General features: G+C 40.7%; 21 protein-coding genes. 15 read left to right on the forward strand and 6 right to left on the reverse strand.

The genetic code is table 11. The features are described from left to right. Positions 1–32: 32 nt before the first annotated feature. The 3 genes from abc-f (at position 33) to ACYSNO_RS10715 (ending at position 4544) form a co-directional block, all read left to right on the forward strand. Entirely contained in the window at positions 33–1529 is a 1497-nt protein-coding gene (gene abc-f / locus ACYSNO_RS10705) for a ribosomal protection-like ABC-F family protein (RefSeq protein WP_461731082.1), read from the forward strand. A 308-nt stretch (positions 1530–1837) separates the two neighbouring features. Next, complete coding sequence (guaD, locus tag ACYSNO_RS10710) at positions 1838–3226, forward strand: guanine deaminase (RefSeq protein ID WP_461731083.1); 1389 nt, start codon at positions 1838–1840, stop codon at positions 3224–3226. Next, positions 3213–4544 carry a uracil-xanthine permease family protein gene (locus ACYSNO_RS10715; RefSeq protein ID WP_461731084.1) on the forward strand — a complete coding sequence of 444 codons (1332 nt, stop codon included), beginning with the start codon at positions 3213–3215 and terminating at the stop codon, positions 4542–4544. The genes guaD and ACYSNO_RS10715 overlap by 14 nt, the downstream gene beginning before the upstream one ends. A gap of 34 nt (positions 4545–4578) precedes the next feature. Here ACYSNO_RS10715 and ACYSNO_RS10720 read toward each other — a convergent pair whose 3' ends face one another. From ACYSNO_RS10720 to ACYSNO_RS10730, 3 genes are read right to left on the reverse strand one after another with little or no spacing between them, the layout of a single operon-like run. Next, positions 4579–4740 carry a hypothetical protein gene (locus tag ACYSNO_RS10720; protein ID WP_461731085.1) on the reverse strand — a complete coding sequence of 54 codons (162 nt, stop codon included), beginning with the start codon at positions 4738–4740 and terminating at the stop codon, positions 4579–4581. A 16-nt stretch (positions 4741–4756) separates the two neighbouring features. Further along, positions 4757–5107, reverse strand: a complete 351-nt coding sequence (locus tag ACYSNO_RS10725) for a hypothetical protein (protein WP_461731086.1) — start codon at positions 5105–5107, stop codon at positions 4757–4759. 33 nt (positions 5108–5140) lie between these two features. Next, a complete protein-coding gene (locus ACYSNO_RS10730; protein ID WP_461731087.1) occupies positions 5141–6157 on the reverse strand; it encodes a lactonase family protein in 1017 nt (338 codons plus the stop codon). Between the two features lie 115 nt (positions 6158–6272). Between ACYSNO_RS10730 and ACYSNO_RS10735 the strand changes: the two genes are divergently transcribed. After that, a complete protein-coding gene (locus ACYSNO_RS10735; protein WP_461731088.1) occupies positions 6273–6629 on the forward strand; it encodes a PTS glucitol/sorbitol transporter subunit IIA in 357 nt (118 codons plus the stop codon). Between the two features lie 12 nt (positions 6630–6641). Further along, on the forward strand, positions 6642–7826 hold the full coding sequence (locus ACYSNO_RS10740) for an AI-2E family transporter (RefSeq protein ID WP_461731089.1): 1185 nt from the start codon (positions 6642–6644) through the stop codon (positions 7824–7826). Positions 7827–7885: 59 nt separating this feature from the next. On the opposite strand, the gene ACYSNO_RS10745 is transcribed toward ACYSNO_RS10740, so the two are convergent. Both ACYSNO_RS10745 and ACYSNO_RS10750 read right to left on the reverse strand, forming a co-directional pair. Further along, on the reverse strand, positions 7886–8506 hold the full coding sequence (locus tag ACYSNO_RS10745) for an FMN-dependent NADH-azoreductase (RefSeq protein WP_461731090.1): 621 nt from the start codon (positions 8504–8506) through the stop codon (positions 7886–7888). Positions 8507–8609: 103 nt separating this feature from the next. Beyond that, positions 8610–8906 carry a rhodanese-like domain-containing protein gene (locus tag ACYSNO_RS10750; RefSeq protein ID WP_461731091.1) on the reverse strand — a complete coding sequence of 99 codons (297 nt, stop codon included), beginning with the start codon at positions 8904–8906 and terminating at the stop codon, positions 8610–8612. A gap of 287 nt (positions 8907–9193) precedes the next feature. On the opposite strand from ACYSNO_RS10750, the gene rpsO reads away from it, so the two are divergent. The 6 genes from rpsO (at position 9194) to ACYSNO_RS10780 (ending at position 14776) form a co-directional block, all read left to right on the forward strand. After that, positions 9194–9463, forward strand: coding sequence for a 30S ribosomal protein S15 (rpsO, locus tag ACYSNO_RS10755; RefSeq protein ID WP_461731092.1), 270 nt, complete (start codon positions 9194–9196; stop codon positions 9461–9463). Between the two features lie 204 nt (positions 9464–9667). Continuing rightward, positions 9668–11791 carry a polyribonucleotide nucleotidyltransferase gene (pnp, locus tag ACYSNO_RS10760; protein WP_461731093.1) on the forward strand — a complete coding sequence of 708 codons (2124 nt, stop codon included), beginning with the start codon at positions 9668–9670 and terminating at the stop codon, positions 11789–11791. A 158-nt stretch (positions 11792–11949) separates the two neighbouring features. Beyond that, positions 11950–12480 (forward strand): RNA polymerase sigma factor, encoded by a 531-nt coding sequence (locus ACYSNO_RS10765; protein ID WP_461731094.1) that lies wholly within the window; start codon positions 11950–11952, stop codon positions 12478–12480. Next, positions 12467–13498: a DUF4179 domain-containing protein gene (locus ACYSNO_RS10770; protein WP_461731095.1), complete on the forward strand. Its 1032-nt coding sequence runs from the start codon at positions 12467–12469 to the stop codon at positions 13496–13498. The genes ACYSNO_RS10765 and ACYSNO_RS10770 overlap by 14 nt, the downstream gene beginning before the upstream one ends. A 117-nt stretch (positions 13499–13615) precedes the next feature. Beyond that, entirely contained in the window at positions 13616–14245 is a 630-nt protein-coding gene (locus tag ACYSNO_RS10775) for a sortase domain-containing protein (protein ID WP_461731096.1), read from the forward strand. Positions 14246–14365: 120 nt separating this feature from the next. Continuing rightward, positions 14366–14776, forward strand: a complete 411-nt coding sequence (locus ACYSNO_RS10780; RefSeq protein ID WP_461731097.1) for a hypothetical protein — start codon at positions 14366–14368, stop codon at positions 14774–14776. Between the two features lie 63 nt (positions 14777–14839). Here the strand turns inward: ACYSNO_RS10780 and ACYSNO_RS10785 are convergent, their stop codons facing one another. Continuing rightward, positions 14840–15301 carry a GNAT family N-acetyltransferase gene (locus tag ACYSNO_RS10785; protein WP_461731098.1) on the reverse strand — a complete coding sequence of 154 codons (462 nt, stop codon included), beginning with the start codon at positions 15299–15301 and terminating at the stop codon, positions 14840–14842. Between the two features lie 149 nt (positions 15302–15450). Between ACYSNO_RS10785 and sufC the strand changes: the two genes are divergently transcribed. From sufC to sufU, 4 genes are read left to right on the forward strand one after another with little or no spacing between them, the layout of a single operon-like run. Then, a complete protein-coding gene (gene sufC, locus ACYSNO_RS10790) occupies positions 15451–16224 on the forward strand; it encodes a Fe-S cluster assembly ATPase SufC (RefSeq protein WP_461731099.1) in 774 nt (257 codons plus the stop codon). Between the two features lie 17 nt (positions 16225–16241). Continuing rightward, complete coding sequence (gene sufD, locus ACYSNO_RS10795) at positions 16242–17534, forward strand: Fe-S cluster assembly protein SufD (RefSeq protein WP_461731100.1); 1293 nt, start codon at positions 16242–16244, stop codon at positions 17532–17534. Further along, positions 17534–18766 carry a cysteine desulfurase gene (locus tag ACYSNO_RS10800; RefSeq protein ID WP_461731101.1) on the forward strand — a complete coding sequence of 411 codons (1233 nt, stop codon included), beginning with the start codon at positions 17534–17536 and terminating at the stop codon, positions 18764–18766. Before sufD ends, ACYSNO_RS10800 begins: the two co-directional genes overlap by 1 nt. Further along, entirely contained in the window at positions 18753–19214 is a 462-nt protein-coding gene (gene sufU / locus ACYSNO_RS10805; RefSeq protein ID WP_461731102.1) for a Fe-S cluster assembly sulfur transfer protein SufU, read from the forward strand. The genes ACYSNO_RS10800 and sufU overlap by 14 nt, the downstream gene beginning before the upstream one ends. The last annotated feature ends 10 nt before the right edge of the window (positions 19215–19224 follow it).

Here is a 19224-nt window from a genome sequence, read left to right on the forward strand (position 1 = left end):
TTCTTCTTTTTTTAGAAGGGAAAGGAGTTTCTATGTCCACGATACAGTTAAAAAATGTAACTTACGGATTTGACCTACAAGGCCAGTTCTTATTTGAAAATGCGAATGTAACAATTCAAACAACTTGGAAGTTGGGGTTAATCGGACGAAATGGGCGAGGAAAAACCACGCTCTTAAACTTGATCCGAGGAGAACTGGCTTATTCTGGGAAAATCGAACACCAAACATCTTTCCTTTACTTTCCTCAAAAAATAATCGATCCGACCCGATTGACTTATCAAGTCTTAGAAGGTTTCGAGGAAGTGGAATATTGGAAGCTGGAGCGAGAATTGAATTTACTCGCTGTTGATCCAGAAGTTTTATGGTTACCCTACCAACAGCTTTCTGGTGGGGAGCAAACAAAAGTCTTACTGGCCATCTTATTTGCCCAAGATTCGGGTTTTCCACTTATTGATGAGCCAACCAATCATTTGGATTTGGCTTCTCGGGAATTCGTCGCTCGTTACTTAAAAGAGAAAAAACAAGGCTTTATCCTAGTGAGTCACGACCGGCAATTTGTTGACGCGGTCGTTGATCATCTTTTATCGATTGAAAGAAGCCAACTTGTCTTGCATCAAGGCAACTATTCTCAATATGAAAAAGAAAAACAGCAACGCGATGCCTTTGAACTGGCTAGTAATACAAAGTTAAAAAAAGAAATTCAGCGATTGCATCAAACCGCAGCTGAAAAAGCTCGTTGGTCGGCTTCTCGGGAAAAGGATAAGTATGGCGATCCAAGGAAAAAAGGAAGTGGTTCGATTGGTGATACTGGATTTATCGGCGCAAAAGCAGCAGCGACAATGAAACGCAGTAAAGCGATTGTGCATCGCATGGAGGAACAGGTGCAAGAAAAAGAAAAGTTGCTAAAAAATCTTGAAAAAGTTGACCCACTCACGCTACAAGTGAAACCCACACATCGCAAGCAGTGGCTGAAAGTTGACAAGTTACAGCTATTTTATGCAGACAAAGCCTTGTTTCAACCAATTTCTTTTGAATTAAATCAAGGCGATTGTTTGGCGATTATCGGCAAAAATGGTTCAGGAAAAACGTCCCTGCTGGATTTTCTTCTTGGGAAATTTAAAGGGGAAGTGAAAGGAGAGGTGACCCTTTCTCCTGATTGGACCTTAAGCTTGGTCCAACAGAGTTTTTCGGACAACCAAGGCACCTTAAAAGCCTTTGCGGAAGAAAGGAAAATTAGTGAACAAGCATTGTTAAATCATTTGCGAAAATTAGGAGTCGAACGCTCCGTCTTTTTAAATAAAATTGAAGACATGAGTCAAGGGCAACAAAAGCGTGTTGAAATTGCCAAGGCGATGGTCACTCCCGCCGATGTATTTATTTGGGACGAGCCTTTAAATTACTTAGATGTCTTTAACCATCAGCAATTGGAAGAAGCAATTGTAAAAAGCCGCCCCACCATGATTGTTGTCGATCATGACCGATACTTTTTAGATAAGATTGCCACAAAGAGAATCGAATTGAAGAAATAAGACGCGGAGGCTGTGACGGATGTCACGGCCTCTTGGTAATTTACGGGGGTTCGGCGGATAAACGGGCAACAAAGGGCTGCACTTTCGGAAATCTCATGAAATCCAAGTCATTTAAAAAGTCAATTGCTCGCATTTTCCTCCAGTATCTCAGAGCAAAACAACTTTTGTTCCATCCTCTTCTTATGATTTTTATCGAGATAGCGCTTTATAGGCGAACGATTGATTAATGTTAGATGAGAAATGTTACGTTGTTTCGATGTTTTTTCTGAAAAGTTTGTATAATAAATGCATAAAGGAGAGGATTTAATATGGGCGTTCAATATTTTAAAGGTTCATTTTTTCATACACCGACGCACGGCCAGTTAGAATTTTTGAATGATGCCTTATTCATTGTTGATGAAGCAGGAATGATTCAAGAAATTCTGCAACCGACCGCCAGTCTTTATCAAGAAAAATTAAAAGCGGCAAGACAAACGACCAATTTTGTTGAATTAAAAGAGGGCCAGTATTTCTTACCAGGCTTTATTGACTTACATGTTCACGCACCTCAATGGCCACAAGCAGGCGTTGCCTTAGGTGCGCCTTTACATACGTGGTTAGATGAATGTACGTTTCCTCTAGAAGCAAAATATGCAGATGTCGAATTTGCGAATGAAGTATACAACGACTTAGTCTCGCATTTACTTTCTTTAGGAACAACGACTGTTTTATATTTTGCAACCGTTCATTATGATGCGAGCTTGGCCTTGGCTAAAATTTGTGCCAAACAAGGTCAGCGCGGCTTAGTTGGGAAGGTCGTGATGGATTTAGAAGAGATGAATCCAAGCTTTTACCGCGATGCTTCGACAGAAAGTGCCATTCAAGAAACAGAAGCATTTATTCTTGCAGTCAAAGCATTAGGAAAAGACGTGAAGCAAGGGGTTTATCCAGTCGTTACCCCACGTTTTGTTCCAAGTTGTAGCGATGAAGCTTTAGCCGGACTCGGTCAATTAGTCGACAAGCATCAAGTGCATGTGCAATCTCATTGTAGCGAGAGTCAATGGGCCCATGATTTTGTTTTGGAACGCTTTGGTAAGCGAGATACAGAAGTCCTACGGGATTATGGCTTATTATCCGACAAATCAGTCATGGCGCATTGCAACTTCTTGAATGAATCGGATGGAGAGATTTATATTGAAACAGGAACTGCGGTTGCGCATTGTCCGATTTCCAATAGTTATTTTGCCAACAGTGTGTTCCCAGTCAAAAAACGAAAAGAACAAGGCGTAGAAATGGGTTTAGGCACCGATATTTCTGGTGGTTTCTCACCTAGCCTATATGACAATCTCAAACAAGCAGTGATTTCTTCACGCATGTTGGAAGATGGGGTAGATACCAATCGACCGATGAATGAAAGAGGCGTATCAGACGCTAGAATATCAGTTATCGATGCCTTTTCATTAGCCACTCAAGGAGGAGGCCAAGCACTCAGCTTACCTATTGGCGTGCTCAAACCTGAGTATGCTTTTGACGTTCAAGTTCTTGATTTGAATGTTCCCCATCATCAAATCAATGGTTTTGGCGTTTTTGAACAACCCGAAGAGATTTTACAAAAGATCCTCTACTTGGCAACAGGAGAAAACATTCGTCAAGTTTGGGTGCAAGGAAATCTTGTTCATACAAAAGAAGAGGAGAGCAAAAAGAATGGAAGCAAATAAGCAAGGAACAAACTCACATTTAACAATCGGAGTCAATGATAAGGTCCCAACCGGCCAAGCAATTTTACTTGGGTTACAGCATGTTTTAGCAATGGATGTGTATGTCGTACCTTTTATCATTGCCGCAGCAGTTTCAATGCCACCAGGTGACGCATCGAGCTTCATTCAATCGACTTTTTTAGGGGCCGGGATTGCGTCCCTCATTCAAGTCTTGTTTTTCTTAAAGTTACCTGTCTGTCAAGGACCTTCTTTTGTTCCAGTTGGAGCGATTATCGGAATCTATCTTGGTGGAAATGGGATGAATACGGTATTAGGCGCCAGCCTCGTCGGAGCGATTGCAATTACGATATTGGGTTATACCGGTATTTATAAACACATTGTTCGTCGTTTTATTCCAACGATTGTAAGTGGGACCATTATTATGATTGTTGGGTTAACCTTACTACCTTCTGCTTTTAATGGGAATATTTTCATTGAAAGTGATGCTTTAAGTATGGGACAAAACGTCTTATTAGCGGGTATCACAGCAGCCATTTTAATTTTGTTCTCCATGTTGGGTGTTTATTTTCCTCAATTAGGAAAGATTTTTCGGATTAGCTCTGTCATTATTGCTTTAATTCTAGGTTCTGTGATTGCTTCATTTATGGGCGGTCTCGACTTAACGTCTGTCTCAGAAGCTTCATTCTTCCGCTTGCCGAATGTTGCCTTTCTTCATTACGGTTTTGATTTTGACCTGTCTGCGATTGTGACGATGCTAGTCATTTACATGGTTTTATTGGCGGAAACAACCGGAACTTGGTATGCAGTCAGTTCGGTGACCGAAACAGCAGTGACGGATGAACAAATTAACCAAGGTGTCATCGGCGAAGGAATCGGCTGTCTGATTGCTTCACTCGTGGGAGCGACACCCGTCACCGGTTATTCAACAAATGCGGGAATTATTTCAATCACCGGCGTTGCGAGTAAAGTCGTTTTTGTGGCAGCTTCCGTATGGTTCATCCTGTTGTCTTTTTTAGGAAAGCTATCCGCACTTATTAATGCCGTTCCAGCAGCAGTTATCGGTGGTGTTTTTATCGTGGTTTGTGTCATTATCATGTTAAGTGGTTTTCGTGTCATCAAAAATGAAGAGTTCTCTGAAAGAGAATTATACATCATCGGTGTTCCTTTGATTGTTGCCCTAGGCCTAATCTTTATGCCTGCCGAGTTAAAAGGAAGTGCGCCACAATTTATCCAGTATTTACTTGATTCGCCGATTGCAGTGAGCGCCTTGACCGCTGTGGCCATGAATAAATTGATTCCTGTACCAAAAAGAGCGTAAAAAACGAGACGAGAGGCGGACCTCTCGTCTCGTTTTAATTTTCGACGTTTCGAACATATTCATCAAAGTAGCGAAGTAAATCACTTTTAAACTGTTGATAGTCTTCTTCGGAGAACATTTTTTCTTCAACCTTCACTTGGAAGAAAGGAAGTTCTAATTCTTCTCGTAAACGGTCTAAGACTTCAGTTGGTGTCACGTGTTTTCCCTCATTTCTAAAATAAGTTAAAGGACGTATTTACTTTTTCATAGGCTTCACGCATGGCTCTCAATTGGACGCGCAAGGCTTCAAAATCACGGTCATCATGGAATAAAACTTGTTTTAAGCTGAAATAAAAGTCATCGAAAGCATTGACGTAATCTTCGACAGCAGGGGTTTGCAATTCTTTAAAAGTGTCACAACGAACATAGGCCTTTTCAGCAATCGCATAAGTTTCGGCAGCGGTTAAAATGGCTAAGGATTCATTGTAACGACGGCTCGTCACAAGTTCGTAGATAGACTGGCACTTATTATACATATTTGAAAAATCTTTTGATAACAATTCGATCGGTGTTTTAGAAAACATTCGAATCCCTCCTTCATTTTTTTCGCTTGGTTTTTAAAACAAAATACAAACACATTCAGGTGCGTAGCGATCCTTTTGTAGCATCGTTAACGTACCCTTGTCAAAATCACGCTCATATAGGGTAAGGTTGTCTGTGTTTTGATTGGCGCAAACAACAAATTGCTCCGTCGGGTCAAGATCAAAGTCTCTTGGGTGGTCTCCTTCGGTTGAAATCAGTTGAATCAAATCAATATGAGTGCCTTCTTCAAACACTTCAAAGACTGCTAAGGAATTGTGTCCGCGATTGGAAGCGTAAAGGAAACGCCCATCTGTAGAGATACGAATTGCTGCACCGCCACTGAATTCCGTAAAGTCTGCGGGAATCGTTGAAATCGTTTGAAGAGAATGAAAAGCGCCAATTTCGGCATTGTAAGCAAGAACCGTGATCGTATTAGCCAATTCTCCAAAAACATAAGCATATTTTCCATTTGGATGAAAGACTAAATGACGAGGGCCGGTTCCAGGAAGTGCTTCAAACAAAGCCACACGTGTCAGTTTTCCCTCATCGGATACGTCATAGGTATATACACCATCGGTACCAAGGTCACAAACGACCAAGCGACCATCGGGGGTTAAACCAGTATAATGCACATGCGGACGGTCTTGATTGGCATGTGGTCCGGTTTCTTCTTGATGAAAAACAGTATCTGCTGCTGCAAGTGAACCATCTGCCTGAATCTTATAAACGGTTACTTGTCCTTTGTGATAATTTGCGCCGTAGACGAGTTGACGTGCTTCATCGACTGCCAGGTGACACAAAGGTGCGCCTTCTTCCGTAACGGCATTTAGGAAACGCCAATCTTTGTCATAAGCGGCAGCACCGCCACGTCCGTCGATTGAAGTGACTGTATAAATGGCTTGTTTTTGACTTTCTGCTAAATAAGTAGGGCTTTCTTCTTTTTGGACGAGGGTAAGACCAGAAAGTGTTTTTGCTTGGGTGTCGAGTTCCAGTGAGTATATCCCTTCGCTTTCACGACGTGTATAGGTTCCTAACAACATTTTATGCTTCATAAAACTCCTCCTAAAGTAATGAACTAATTCTTTCTTTATTTTACCATACTCCGCAACGTAAGAAAAAAGAATGTGCTATAATTATATTATTCATAGCATAAAGGAGGAATCTTTTTTGAAACAAGTAGCAAAAGTGACTCATATTGGCGCGCAAGCAATCGATCATCAAGAACCGCTTTTACTTTTTTTCGGTGAGGGAGTGACGGATGGGCTGCGTGAACATTCAATTATCCAAAAAATAGAACAACCTGAAGCAATCGATGTCAGAGTCGGTGGGCAAATAATTTTTGGAGAAGAAGTCTATCAAATCACCTACGTTGGGAAATTCGTCAATCAAAATTTACAAACAATTGAACACGTTTCATTTGTCTTTTCAGAAGAACCACAAGAAAAAATGGAGGGGACGATTTATCTCACTCCAGCGAAAGTTCCAACGATTACACTAGGGATGGAAATTATCTATCAAAGTTAGGAGCGGGTTTCGATGAATCAACAAGAAAAAGCACCTCTTTCATGGTTTTGGCGTTGGTTTTTAAACAATAAAGTCGTCACGGGACTATTGATCTTTTTATTAATCTTATGTAATCTGTTCGTCTTTACGAAAGTGGCGTATTTGTTTACGCCTGTTTTAGAATTTTTAGCGATTGTTGGCTTGCCGATTATCATGGCAGCCATTTTGTATTACTTAATGAATCCGGTCGTTGATTACTTAGAAAAAAAGGGGATTAAGCGAGTTTATGCCATTTTAGGGCTCTTTATTTTTGTTTTAGGTTTAATCATTTGGGGCGTAGTGGTGATTATTCCAAAAATTCAAGAACAAACAGTCAGTTTTATTAATAATTTTCCAAGTTATGTCAAAGTAGTCGAAGATTCGGCGGACAATTTTTTATCCAGTCCGATTTTTTCGCAAGTGCAAGAACAACTGGAAGAATCATGGGATAAAATCTTCTCATGGGCAACCAACATTTTACAAAATATTTCCAAAGTCACCATCCAAAATATTGGTAGTTTCTTTGGAGCGGTTGCTTCTGTCGTGATTGCGATTATCACCATGCCCTTTATTTTATTTTATCTTTTACGGGATGGGAAAAGCTTGGCGCCGTATGCCGTTCAGGCGCTACCAACAAAATGGCGTCAACCAACTCTAAAAGTACTAAAAGAAATGAATCAACAAGTGTCTTCTTATATTCGAGGCCAGTTGACCGTTGCCTTTTTAGTGGCCGTGATGTTTATCATCGGTTTTGGAGTGATTGGTTTAGATTATGCGGTTACCTTAGGAATTGCAGCAGGCTTCTTAAATCTAATCCCTTACCTAGGGTCCTTTTTAGCAATGATTCCTGCTATTTTTCTAGGCATCGTTGGGGGACCGGTACTGTTAGTCAAAGTCCTGATCGTTTTTGTGATTGAGCAAACGCTCGAAGGCCGTTTTGTCTCACCGTTGATTCTTGGAAGTCAACTATCGATTCATCCGATTACGATTTTATTTGTTTTACTCACTTCAGGAAAACTGTTTGGCTTGGCAGGAGTGATTCTAGGAATCCCTGTCTATGCCGCAGCCAAAGTCCTGATTCAAGCAATTTTTGAATGGTATACAAGTATCTCAAGCTTGTATGAAAAACCAGTGCCAGCAGAAACAGAACCAACAAAGTCAGAAGCAAACGAAGAATAAGCGAAAAAAGGGCGTTGCGACAAGTTGTCGCAACGCCCTTTCAATAGAAGGCGATTGTATTAAAAAGTTAAGCTGACTTCTTCTGCTTCTTTAATAGCTGCCGCAATGATTTCTTCTGTTTTTTCTGGTTGGTGGTCGGCTCCTTCAACCAAAACTTGTTGGACATCGTTGACACCAATAAAGTTGAAAATGCCTTTGATGTATTGAGAAGAAAATTCTTGTCCTTTGTACACGCCGCCGTTGGCTTGAATGTGTAATAATTTTTTCCCTTCAGTCATTGGTACGGGACCTTCTTCTGTATAGCGGAAAGTTTTCCCTGCTACGTTAATCGTGTCAATCCAAGCTTTTAAACGGGTCGGAATATTTAAGTTCCATAAACCATTGCCGATAACGATTTTATCTGCTGCTAAGAATTGTTCGGTCGATTCATTGAAGCGAGCGATTTTCTTTTGTTGGCTAGCGGTTAAAGCAGAAAAATCTTTGCCTGCTCGTAAGTCGTTCCAACCAGTTAAGATATCCAAATCGATTTCAGGGAAATCTTCGTTGTATAAATCGAGTAAGATGATTTCATCTTCGGGATTACTTTTTTTATAGCTTTCTAAAAAAGCATAGAATACTTTCATTGATTTTGAATCTTCTCCCATCAGGGGGTGTGCTTTTACTGCGAGTAAAGTTGACATCTGAAAAAACTCCTTCGAATTCGTAATATTTTATTCAAAAAGTAGTATATAAAAAGAAAAAAAGAATTTCAACCTATTTGCTCATTGGTTGAAATTCTTTTTTTTAGGCTGCAGAACTTTGGCGATAGGCCTTCATTCCACCAATGATCGCAACGGCATCATACCCTTGATTGACTAAAAAATCAGTGATGATCTGAGCGCGACGACCCGCATGGCTAAGAATATAATAGGTGGTGTTTTTGTCTAATTCATTTAAACGGTTAGGTAAACTAGTAATTGGCATGGAGATGGCATTAGCTAGGTGTTCTTCGTTGAAGGCACCTTTGTCACGAATATCTAAAATCGTCATCTCTTGAGTGGCAAGCAGCAATTGAAAATCTTGTGTATTGATTGTATGCATTCTCTAAATTCCTCATTTCTCTCTTGCTGAAATTTATATTAAAGAGAATTGTCGATGAATGCAAGTCATTCGTCTGGTAAAAGAAACATAATGAGTTTTTTCTTATTTTACTTTCATCAACGAAAATGAAAGCAAATCAGCAAAAAAAATGAAAGAAGAAACTTGCTTTTTATGGAAGAATACAGTAAAGTATACCTGTGCGTAAAAGCACCACCTGTTACTTGGTTTAACGAATCACCAACGTTGTACTCAGTCATAGGGGAAATATAAGAAAGAGGTGGAAACACATGGCAATTTCAAAAGAACGTAAAAACGAAATCATTGCAAAATTCGCTCGTCATGAAGGAGATACTGGTTCACCAGAAGTACAAATCGCTGTTTTAACAGAAGATATCAACACGTTAAACCAACACATTCGTGAACACAAAAAAGATCACCATTCATACCGTGGATTAATGAAAAAAATCGGACACCGTCGTAACTTACTTGCTTACTTACGTAACAAAGACTTAATCCGTTACCGTGACTTAATCCAAGCATTAGGCTTACGTCGTTAATCATTGGAAAAAGAAGTGAGGTTCCTACGAATCTCACTTTTTTACTATGTATTTGGTGAAAAGACAACTTGAAACACAAAAAATAAAGAAAAAGCAGGCAAGTTTGGCATTGGCTTACTACTAACCAAAGAAAAGAAGTGAAGCCGCTTCACTTTTTCTCTTTGTTTAGTAGCAGTCACAACTTGTAGCAAAAAGGAGAAACTTATGACAAAACAAGTATTTTCAACGACTTGGGGCGGACGCCCACTTTCAGTAGAAGTCGGACAATTAGCAAAACAAGCAAATGGTGCGGTTCTCGTACGTTACGGAGACACCGTTGTTTTAACCGCTGCCGTTGCTTCAAAAACAGCCAAAGATACAGATTTTTTCCCTTTAACGATTAACTATGAAGAAAAAATGTACGCCGTTGGTAAAATTCCTGGAGGATTTATCAAACGGGAAGGGCGTCCAAGTTTAGACGCTACCTTAACGGCTCGCTTGATCGATCGCCCGATTCGTCCAATGTTTGCGGAAGGTTTCCGTAACGAGGTTCAAGTCACAAACATCGTGATGAGTGTGGAACAAGATTGTTCACCTGCAATGGCTGCAATGTTAGGTTCTTCTTTAGCGTTAGCGATTTCTGACGTGCCTTTTGATGGACCCATTGCCGGAGTCGACGTTGGTTTTATTGATGGCGAGTACATCTTAAACCCAACCATCGAGCAACAAGAAAATAACCAAATTGAATTGACTGTAGCAGGGACCAAAGATGCGATTAACATGGTAGAATCTGGTGCCAAAGAAGTTTCTGAAGAAGACATGTTAGGTGCTTTATTATTCGGACATGAAGCAATTAAAGAGATGTGTGCCTTCCAAGAAGAAATTATCGCAGCAGTTGGTAAAGAAAAAATGGAAATTACTTTACTGCAAGTCGATGAAGCGTTACGCCAAGAAGTGTACGCAGCCTATTACGAAACAATGAAAACAGCTGTATTAACAGAAGAAAAATTGGCTCGTGAAGAAGAAATCGAAGCGGTAAAAGAAATGGTGAAAGCGGCCTATGCTGAAAAAGCGCTGACCTTAGAAGAGGAAGAAGCAGCACAATTAACGAAAGAAATCAAACAGCTAGCCGAAGATTTAGAAAAAGATGTAGTTCGTGAGTTAATCACGATTGATAAAATTCGCCCGGATGGTCGTAAAGTCGATGAAGTGCGTTCATTAGCTTCGGAAGTTGGCTTATTACCGCGGGTCCATGGTTCAGGATTATTTACTCGTGGGCAAACTCAAGCCTTATCCACTTGTACTTTGGCACCTTTAGGCGAACATCAAATTATTGATGGTTTAGGCATTGAAGAATCAAAACGTTTTATCCATCACTATAATTTCCCACAATTCTCAGTAGGATCAACTGGTCGTTCAGGCGCACCAGGTCGTCGTGAGATTGGTCACGGTGCTTTAGGTGAACGGGCGATGGCGCAAGTGATTCCTTCAGAGGCGGATTTCCCTTATACCATCCGGATTGTATCAGAAGTTTTAGAGTCAAATGGTTCTTCTTCACAAGCAAGTATTTGTGCAGGAATCTTAGCTTTAATGGACGCAGGGGTACCAGTCAAAGCACCCGTTGCAGGAATTGCCATGGGACTTGTTTCAGATGGGGAAAACTATACGATTTTAACAGATATCCAAGGTTTAGAAGACCACTTAGGAGATATGGACTTTAAAGTTGCAGGAACGGAAGCAGGAATCACTGCTTTACAAATGGATATTAAAATCCAAGGAATCACAGAACAAATCTTACGTGAAGCATTGGCACAAGCGAAAAAAGCAAGAATGGAAATTCTAGAAGAATTAGTTTCTACGATTGCAGAGCCTCGTAAAGAGTTAAGCCCATATGCACCGAAGATTGAAATGATTCAAATCGATCCAGATAAAATCAAAGTGGTTATCGGTAAAGGCGGCGAAACCATCAATAGCATTATTGATGAAACAGGCGTTAAGATTGATATCGACCAAGAGGGGAACGTGTCGATTGCTTCTTCTGATGCAGAAATGATTCAAAAAGCCATTCAAATCATTGAAGAATTAGTGAAAGAAGTCAAAGTTGGCGAAGTATACCTAGGGAAAGTGGTTCGCGTGGAGAAATTTGGCGCATTTGTCAACTTAATTAAAGGAAAAGATGGCTTAGTTCATATTTCTCAACTGGCGCATGAACGTGTCAATAACGTAGAAGACGTGGTCAAAGAAGGCGACGAAATCTTAGTGAAAGTTATGGAAATTGACCGTCAAGGCCGTGTGAACCTTTCAAGAAAAGTCATGTTAGACGATCCGAAAAAAGACGAGAAAAAATAAATAGCTACGAAACTCTGACTCCTGGTGGAAACACTTTGCGAGTCAGAGTTTTTTTGATAGGACAAAAATAAAAAAGAAAAATGAAAGTCATGCAACCTTTTAGCAAGAAATTGACTCTAATAAGTGTATCGCAAATTAACCGAAGGGATGGGAGCTAGTTGAAAGAAACAAAAAAGCTAGTGAAGAAAGCAAAAAAGGGGGATGAAGAAGCTTTTATTCAACTGATTAAAAACTATGAAGTCATCTTATATAATATGGCACGACGTTTTTTAAAAGAAGAAAAGGACATTGAAGATGCCTTGCAAGAAACGATTTTAAGTGCTTATCAAAATTTACATCAATTAAAGAAAGATGCCTATTTCTATACTTGGTTGTGTCAAATCATGATGAACCAATGCAAACATTATTTAAAGAAGGAAGAATGGTTCGAAGAAATCGAAGAGAACAGTGTGGTCGAAGAACCTACTTTTACCGAAAAACAAGAATTGAATCAATTTGTGCAACAATTAAGCCAACGCTACCGCATTCCGATTGTACTCTATTTTTATAATGGCTTTAGCATTAAAGAAATTGCCGAAATCTTAGCTGAACCGACAGGAACAGTAAAATCGAAGCTGTCCAGAGGCAAGAAATTATTATTCGACATGTACCAAAAAAATGAAGGGGGAACAAACCATGAAGCGATTTGAAGAAAGGATTAAAGAAGAGATGAAAAAAGAAGAGAGACTTTCACCAGGAGCACGTAAAGGATTTGATCAAGCCTATGCACAGATTCGACAAAAATCTGCTAAGAAAAAGAATTATTGGGTACCAGTTTTACAATTTGCTGCAGTGGGTGTTTTGGTTGCCGGAGTTGTTTGGCATGAGCCCGTTGTTCAGGCAGTGCAATCCTTTTTTGGATTTGGCGAATTCCAAGCAAAAAAAGTACAAGAATCTGATTTCGTTGCCAAAAATCCTTTGAGTGTCACCGATCAAGGAATCAAAATTACGACAGAAGAAGTCTATCGCGATGCAACAGAAATTGGAGTCAAGTTGACGATTGATTTCTTAAAGCCAAAAAATGCACTCAAAGAAGTGGATGATTTAGGATTAGAAGTTCGCTTTAAAAATGAAGGGGAATATATTTCTGAACTGATTCCAGATACGAAAGCGTTGAAAGGTACAGGGAAGCAAGCTAATTATCAGGATGCGAAAGCAATCAATGGGAAAGACAATCAAGTGGAATATATGATTACCTTAACACGAGCAGAAGAAGATTTTCTAGAAACAGGACGTTTAGAAATGGAAATTGAAGGGATTCATCTATTTAGTGAGACGTCTTCAAATGGTTCTTCTCTACAAAAAATCGCAGGAACTTGGAATTTTGATTTAGGAACAGCGCCAACTGCTACTTTTGAGAAAGTTTCTTATACTTGGTCAGAAAGTACAGACATCGAAGTGCTAGCCGCTTCAGCCACAGCGACAGGTTTCACTCTGAACTTCCGTTATGACGCGTCTGCTCCATGGGATACGGACTTTATTCCAAGTTACTTAGCAGATGAGGAAGGAAATACTTACCATGCACCTGGTTACCGCACCGAACGAAAAGATGGATTTGTTGAGGTGTTTGTGACCTATCCTTATACGAATTATGATGAAAGCGAACAATTAACCTTGTATTTTGAAGCACCTGAACTCGCCCCTCTTTTGTTCACCCTGACCGATTGATTTTTGCGTGAAAATTAGAAAACAGCCATGATGTTTGAACCGCTGAAAAAGTACTCCGATAAAAGACCATAGAGGGGATGTGCCCTTTAAGTAAAAAATAGTAGCGGAGGTCTTATTTTGAAAAAGAAGCGGTTCGGTTTCATGTTGGCAATCAGTTTAGGTGTCAGTCTCTTGTTAATGCTAAGTGTCGAAGGAATGAGTGAGACAAGTGATTTTGAAAGAATATCTGTGGAAAAGCGATTGCCAGAAACAAAATCAAAAATAAAGGTCGTAAACCAGAAAAAAGTGACGGTGAAAGCCAAACCGAAGCTTGTAGCAGCACCTAAGAAAAAAACGGTCCTACCAACGCAAGGAAAGAAGCTTAAAAAGAATCAGTTAACCTTTTCTGGTCAGACGATATCCTTGGTCAACAGCCAAGGAAAAACGAGCGCCCCAAGTGGCAACAAGGCAGGGTATTGGCGTGGAAATGGGAAAGTCAACGATCAGAAAACGACGCACATCATTGGTCACAATCCAGGTGCTTTTTCTGGCATCTTCCGATTGAAAAAAGGTTCCGTTATCCAAGTGACCGATTCGAATGGTAAGAGCCGTAACTATAAGGTTTATTCGATTTTAACGGTGAATGATTATGGTTATGGAAAAAATGGCAAGGACTATTGGTCCACTATTTTTAATCAAAAGGGAGAAGCGATTAGTCTCCAAGCGTGTATCAATGAAGATTGGAATCTGATTGTCTTAGCGAAATGATAAAAGTTGTGAGAAAACGAAAACTCCTCGCTTTTTCTTGAACTTTTTGTGAAGTCCCGGTATTTCACCTTCTTCCATGCTAAAATGAGAAATAGAAGAAGGTGAAAGGAGTCTGGTTCCATGTTTATGAATTTACGGATGAAGTTACAACACTTTATGAGAGGTCGCTATGGGCGCTTTGACGCCTTAAATAAAACGCTGATTGTCAGCAGTTTGATTTTCTTATTTTTTGCCAACTTTGGCATCCTATGGCCCTTACGCATTTTTGCCTACGGTCTATTCATTTGGGCCTATATCCGATTGCTATCGAAAAAAATATACCATCGTTCCAATGAAAACCAAAAATTCATTGTCTGGCGCATGAAATACTTAAAAAAATGGCAACTCATGAAAAAGAAGTTTTCTGATCGAAAGACGTACGCTTATTTTCGTTGCAAGACGTGTCAGCAACAATTGCGTGCACCACGAGGCCGTGGAAAAATAAAAGTGACCTGCTCGAAGTGTCATCAAAGTTTTGTTAAAAAGGTCTAAGAAAAAAGCCCAAACTTTTCACACTCTTCCTATCAAGAAGAAGGGGAAAGTCTGGGCTTTTTTTTATTCCTTGTTTCGCTCGTAGGCCATGATTTTTTCGCCGTTCATCGGATCGATGGTTTCAAGGTCAATAAACCCAAAAGACTCGTAGAAGGGAAAAGCTTGGCTGTTTTCGGCATGGACACTCAAGTAAATCGTTTCGATCGGATAATGTTGCAACAAATAATTTAGAACCGTTTTAAAGAGTGCGTGGCCATAGCCTTGACCTTGGTGTTGGTGAGCAATCATAAAGCGATCCAGCCAAATGGAGCGATCGGTTTTGTTTTCTGCTCCAATCATCGAAAAACCAACCGGGTGGTTATCTACGTAAAGGCCAATTGGCGTCCAGTTTAAATCCTTCACATAAACAGCTTCTAGTAAGGAATCACGATTGTCTTCAATCAAGTGTCTTTGCTCGGGGGCGACTTGCAGCTGTGCGATTTTTTGCCAATTTTCTTTGGTAATTGGTTTGAGTTGATAACGCATAAACATTCTCCTCACTTGCTCTTGCTTTTATTTTACGGATTTTCAAAAGAATCGTCAATAAATCAAATTTTATAGGTTCATTATTTGAGTTTCATTCTCAATTAGTCTACAATGAGTGAGAATGAAAAAAAGAATTTGGAGGAATCGACATGTCTGTTTTAGAAATTAAAAACCTACACGTTTCAATTGACGATAAAGAAATTTTAAAAGGGGTCAACCTAACCTTAAAAACGGGAGAAATCCATGCCATCATGGGACCAAACGGCACAGGGAAATCCACCCTCTCTGCTGCGATTATGGGCAATCCAAATTTTGAAGTAACCGAAGGCGAAGTCCTTTTAGATGGTGAAAACATCTTAGAATTAGAAGTGGATGAAAGAGCACGTCTAGGCCTCTTTTTAGCAATGCAATACCCAAGTGAAATTCCTGGAATCACGAATGCCGAATTCATGCGTGCAGCAATGAATGCTAAACGCGACGAAGATAACAAAATTTCTGTCATGGAATTCATCAACAAATTAGATGAAAAAATGGCACTTTTAAATATGCCTGAAGAGATGGCTGAACGTTACTTAAATGAAGGCTTCTCTGGTGGAGAGAAAAAACGCAACGAAATCTTGCAACTCTTAATGTTAGAACCAAGCTTTGCCATCTTAGACGAGATTGACTCTGGTCTAGATATTGACGCCCTAAAAGTTGTAGCAAAAGGAATCAATGAAATGCGAGGAGATAATTTCGGTTCATTAATTATCACTCACTACCAACGTCTCTTAAACTACATCACGCCTGACGTGGTTCATATTATGATGGACGGCCGTGTCGTGATGACGGGTGGCGCAGATTTAGCGAAGCGTCTAGAAGCAGAAGGGTATGCAGGCATTAGCCAAGAATTAGGTATCGACTACAAAGAAGAAGAAGCTTAAGAAGGAGGTTTCATTTGATGAAGAAAAATTTACAAGACTACCTAGGTGCTGTAAAAGTTTTTTCAGCAATCAAAGAAGAACCGACTTGGATGCTGGAATTACGAGAAAAAGCCTTAGAAAAAATAGATGCTCTACCATTTCCAAAAATTGAACGCGTGAAGTATGAACGTTGGCCATTATTTAACATTAGCGAAGAAGCACTAAATGGTGAAACTGCAGAAATCACGTCTGTTCCAGCCTTTGATGATATGCACAACCATCCGATGGTTGTCCAACAAGACGATGTAACCATTTTTGAACAAGTGCCAATCCACTTGTCGAATAAAGGAGTCATCTTCACCGATTTATACACAGCCATGTTAAACCATCCAGAACTAGTTGAAGAATACTACATGAAAAAAGCAGTACCCATGGATGAAGACAAAATGACGGCCGCCCATGCCGCCTTTATGAATAGCGGCTTGTTCTTATACGTACCAAAAGGCATGGTAATCGAACAACCATTAGAAGCGATTTTCAAGCACAACCAAGAACTGGGTCACCATTTCTACAAACACATTTTAATTGTGGCTGATGAAAATAGTGAGTTTAGTTACTTGGAACGTTTTCTTTCAGAAGGCGAAACCAAAGAAAAGCTTTCTGGTAATATTGTGGTTGAAGTAATTGCCAAAGCAGGTGCGAAAGTCAAATATGCAGCGATTGATCAATTAGGCGAGAACATCGCCACTTATATTAATCGTCGAGGGTATTTACTACAAGACGCTTCGATCGATTGGGCCATTGGTGTCATGAACGAAGGGAATGTCGTGGCTGACTTTGATTCAGAATTAATCGGAAACGGCTCCCATTCTGAAGTGAAGATTGTCGCAATTAGTGGCGGTCGTCAAACCCAAGGAATCGATACACGCGTGACCAACCACGGCTTGCACTCCATTGGTCACATTTTACAACACGGGGTCATTCGTGAAAAAGGCACCTTAACCTTTAACGGAATTGGGCACATTTTACGTGGCGCAAAAGGAGCCGACGCGCAACAAGAAAGCCGTATCTTAATGCTTTCAGATCAAGCACGTGGCGACGCCAACCCGATTTTATTAATTGACGAAAATGAAGTGACTGCTGGACACGCAGCCAGTTCTGGCCGTGTCGATCCAGAAGAAATGTATTACTTAATGAGTCGTGGATTGCCAAAAGAAGAAGCGGAACGTCTCGTCATTCGTGGCTTCTTAGGCTCTGTGATTACTGCGATTCCAGTGAAGAGCGTCAGACAAGAATTAATTGATGTCATCGAAGGGAAGTTGAATGCCTAATGAATAACGAGAAGCTCCGTCAAGATTTTCCGATTTTAGATCAGATTGTAAATGATGAGCCGTTAATTTATTTAGACAATGCAGCAACGACCCAAAAACCCATGGCTGTTTTACAGGCGATGGATGACTATTATCTTAAAAACAATGCCAACGTTCACCGAGGCGTCCATACCTTGGCAGAACGAGCAACCGCCCAATACGAAAATGCACGCGAAACGACCCGTCGCTTTATTAATGCCAAGGAAACAGCGGAAGTGTTATTTACTCGTGGAGCAACCACGAGCTTGAATTGGGTGGCGCAAAGCTTCGGCCAGTTGAAAGTCAAAGAAGGCGATGAAATCGTGATTTCCTATATGGAGCACCACGCTAACATCGTTCCTTGGCAACAACTAGCAAAAGCCAAAAAAGCCAAATTAAAATACATCGGCTTAACACCAGAAGGAGAATTGGACTTAGTGGATGCGAAAGCGCAAATCACTGAGAAAACAGCGATTGTGGCTCTCGCTCACGTGTCTAATGTCCTAGGTGTCATTAATCCAATCAAAGAATTGACGGCCTACGCCCACGAAAAGGGTGCAGTTATGGTTGTCGATGGTGCACAGGCAACGCCGCATATGCCGGTGGACGTCCAAGATTTAAACTGTGACTTTTATGCTTTTAGTGGCCACAAAATGTGTGGACCAACGGGCATCGGGGTCTTATATGGGAAACGGGAATGGCTCGAACAAATGGCGCCGATTGAATTTGGTGGCGAAATGATTCAATTCGTCCACCTCGAAGAAAGTACTTGGGCAGAACTCCCTTGGAAATTCGAAGCAGGAACGCCAAACATGGCTGGCGCCATTGGTTTAGCCGCCGCCATCGATTACTTAGAAGCGATTGGCATGGAAGAAATTCACGATTACGAAGCAAGCCTCGTCGAATACGTCCTACCCAAATTGCAGGAAATTGACGGACTGACTATTTACGGCCCAACCGATCCGAAAAAACATACCGGCGTGATTGCCTTCAATATTGATGGGGTGCATCCACACGATGTGGCCACTGCGATGGATATGCAAGGCATCGCCGTTCGTGCCGGTCACCATTGCGCCCAACCGTTATTAAAATATTTAGATGTTTCAGCAACCGCTAGAGCCAGCTTTTATCTTTACAATACCAAAGCCGATGCTGACGCCCTCGTTGAAGCCATCTATGCAACAAAGGAGTTTTTCAGTCATGGCACTATCTAGACTTGATCAATTGTATCGCCAAGTCATCTTAGATCATTCCGGTCATCCACGTAACCATGGGCATTTAGGAGAAGACAGCCAAAAAGTCGAGTTGCATAACCCGACTTGTGGCGATGTCATCACCTTAGAAGTCAAACTAACCGATGGAAAAATCGAACAAGTCGCCTTTTCTGGCCATGGATGTTCGATCAGTACCGCCAGCGCTTCGATGATGACTGAAGTGATTATCGGTAAAACTCTTGAAGAAGCCAGTGAATTGTCTGAAATTTTCTCTGGCCTCGTTCAAGGAAAAAGCGTAGATGCCGATCGTCTAAAAGACGGCGCCATTTTAAGCGGTGTCGCAAAATTCCCAGCGCGCATTAAATGTGCGACGCTTGGTTGGAAGGCATTAGATCAAATCATTGCCCATCCAGAAATCCAAAATTATCAAGAAAATATCGAAGATTAGGAGTGAGAAA

This window comes from Enterococcus sp. LJL98, from assembly GCF_054871745.1.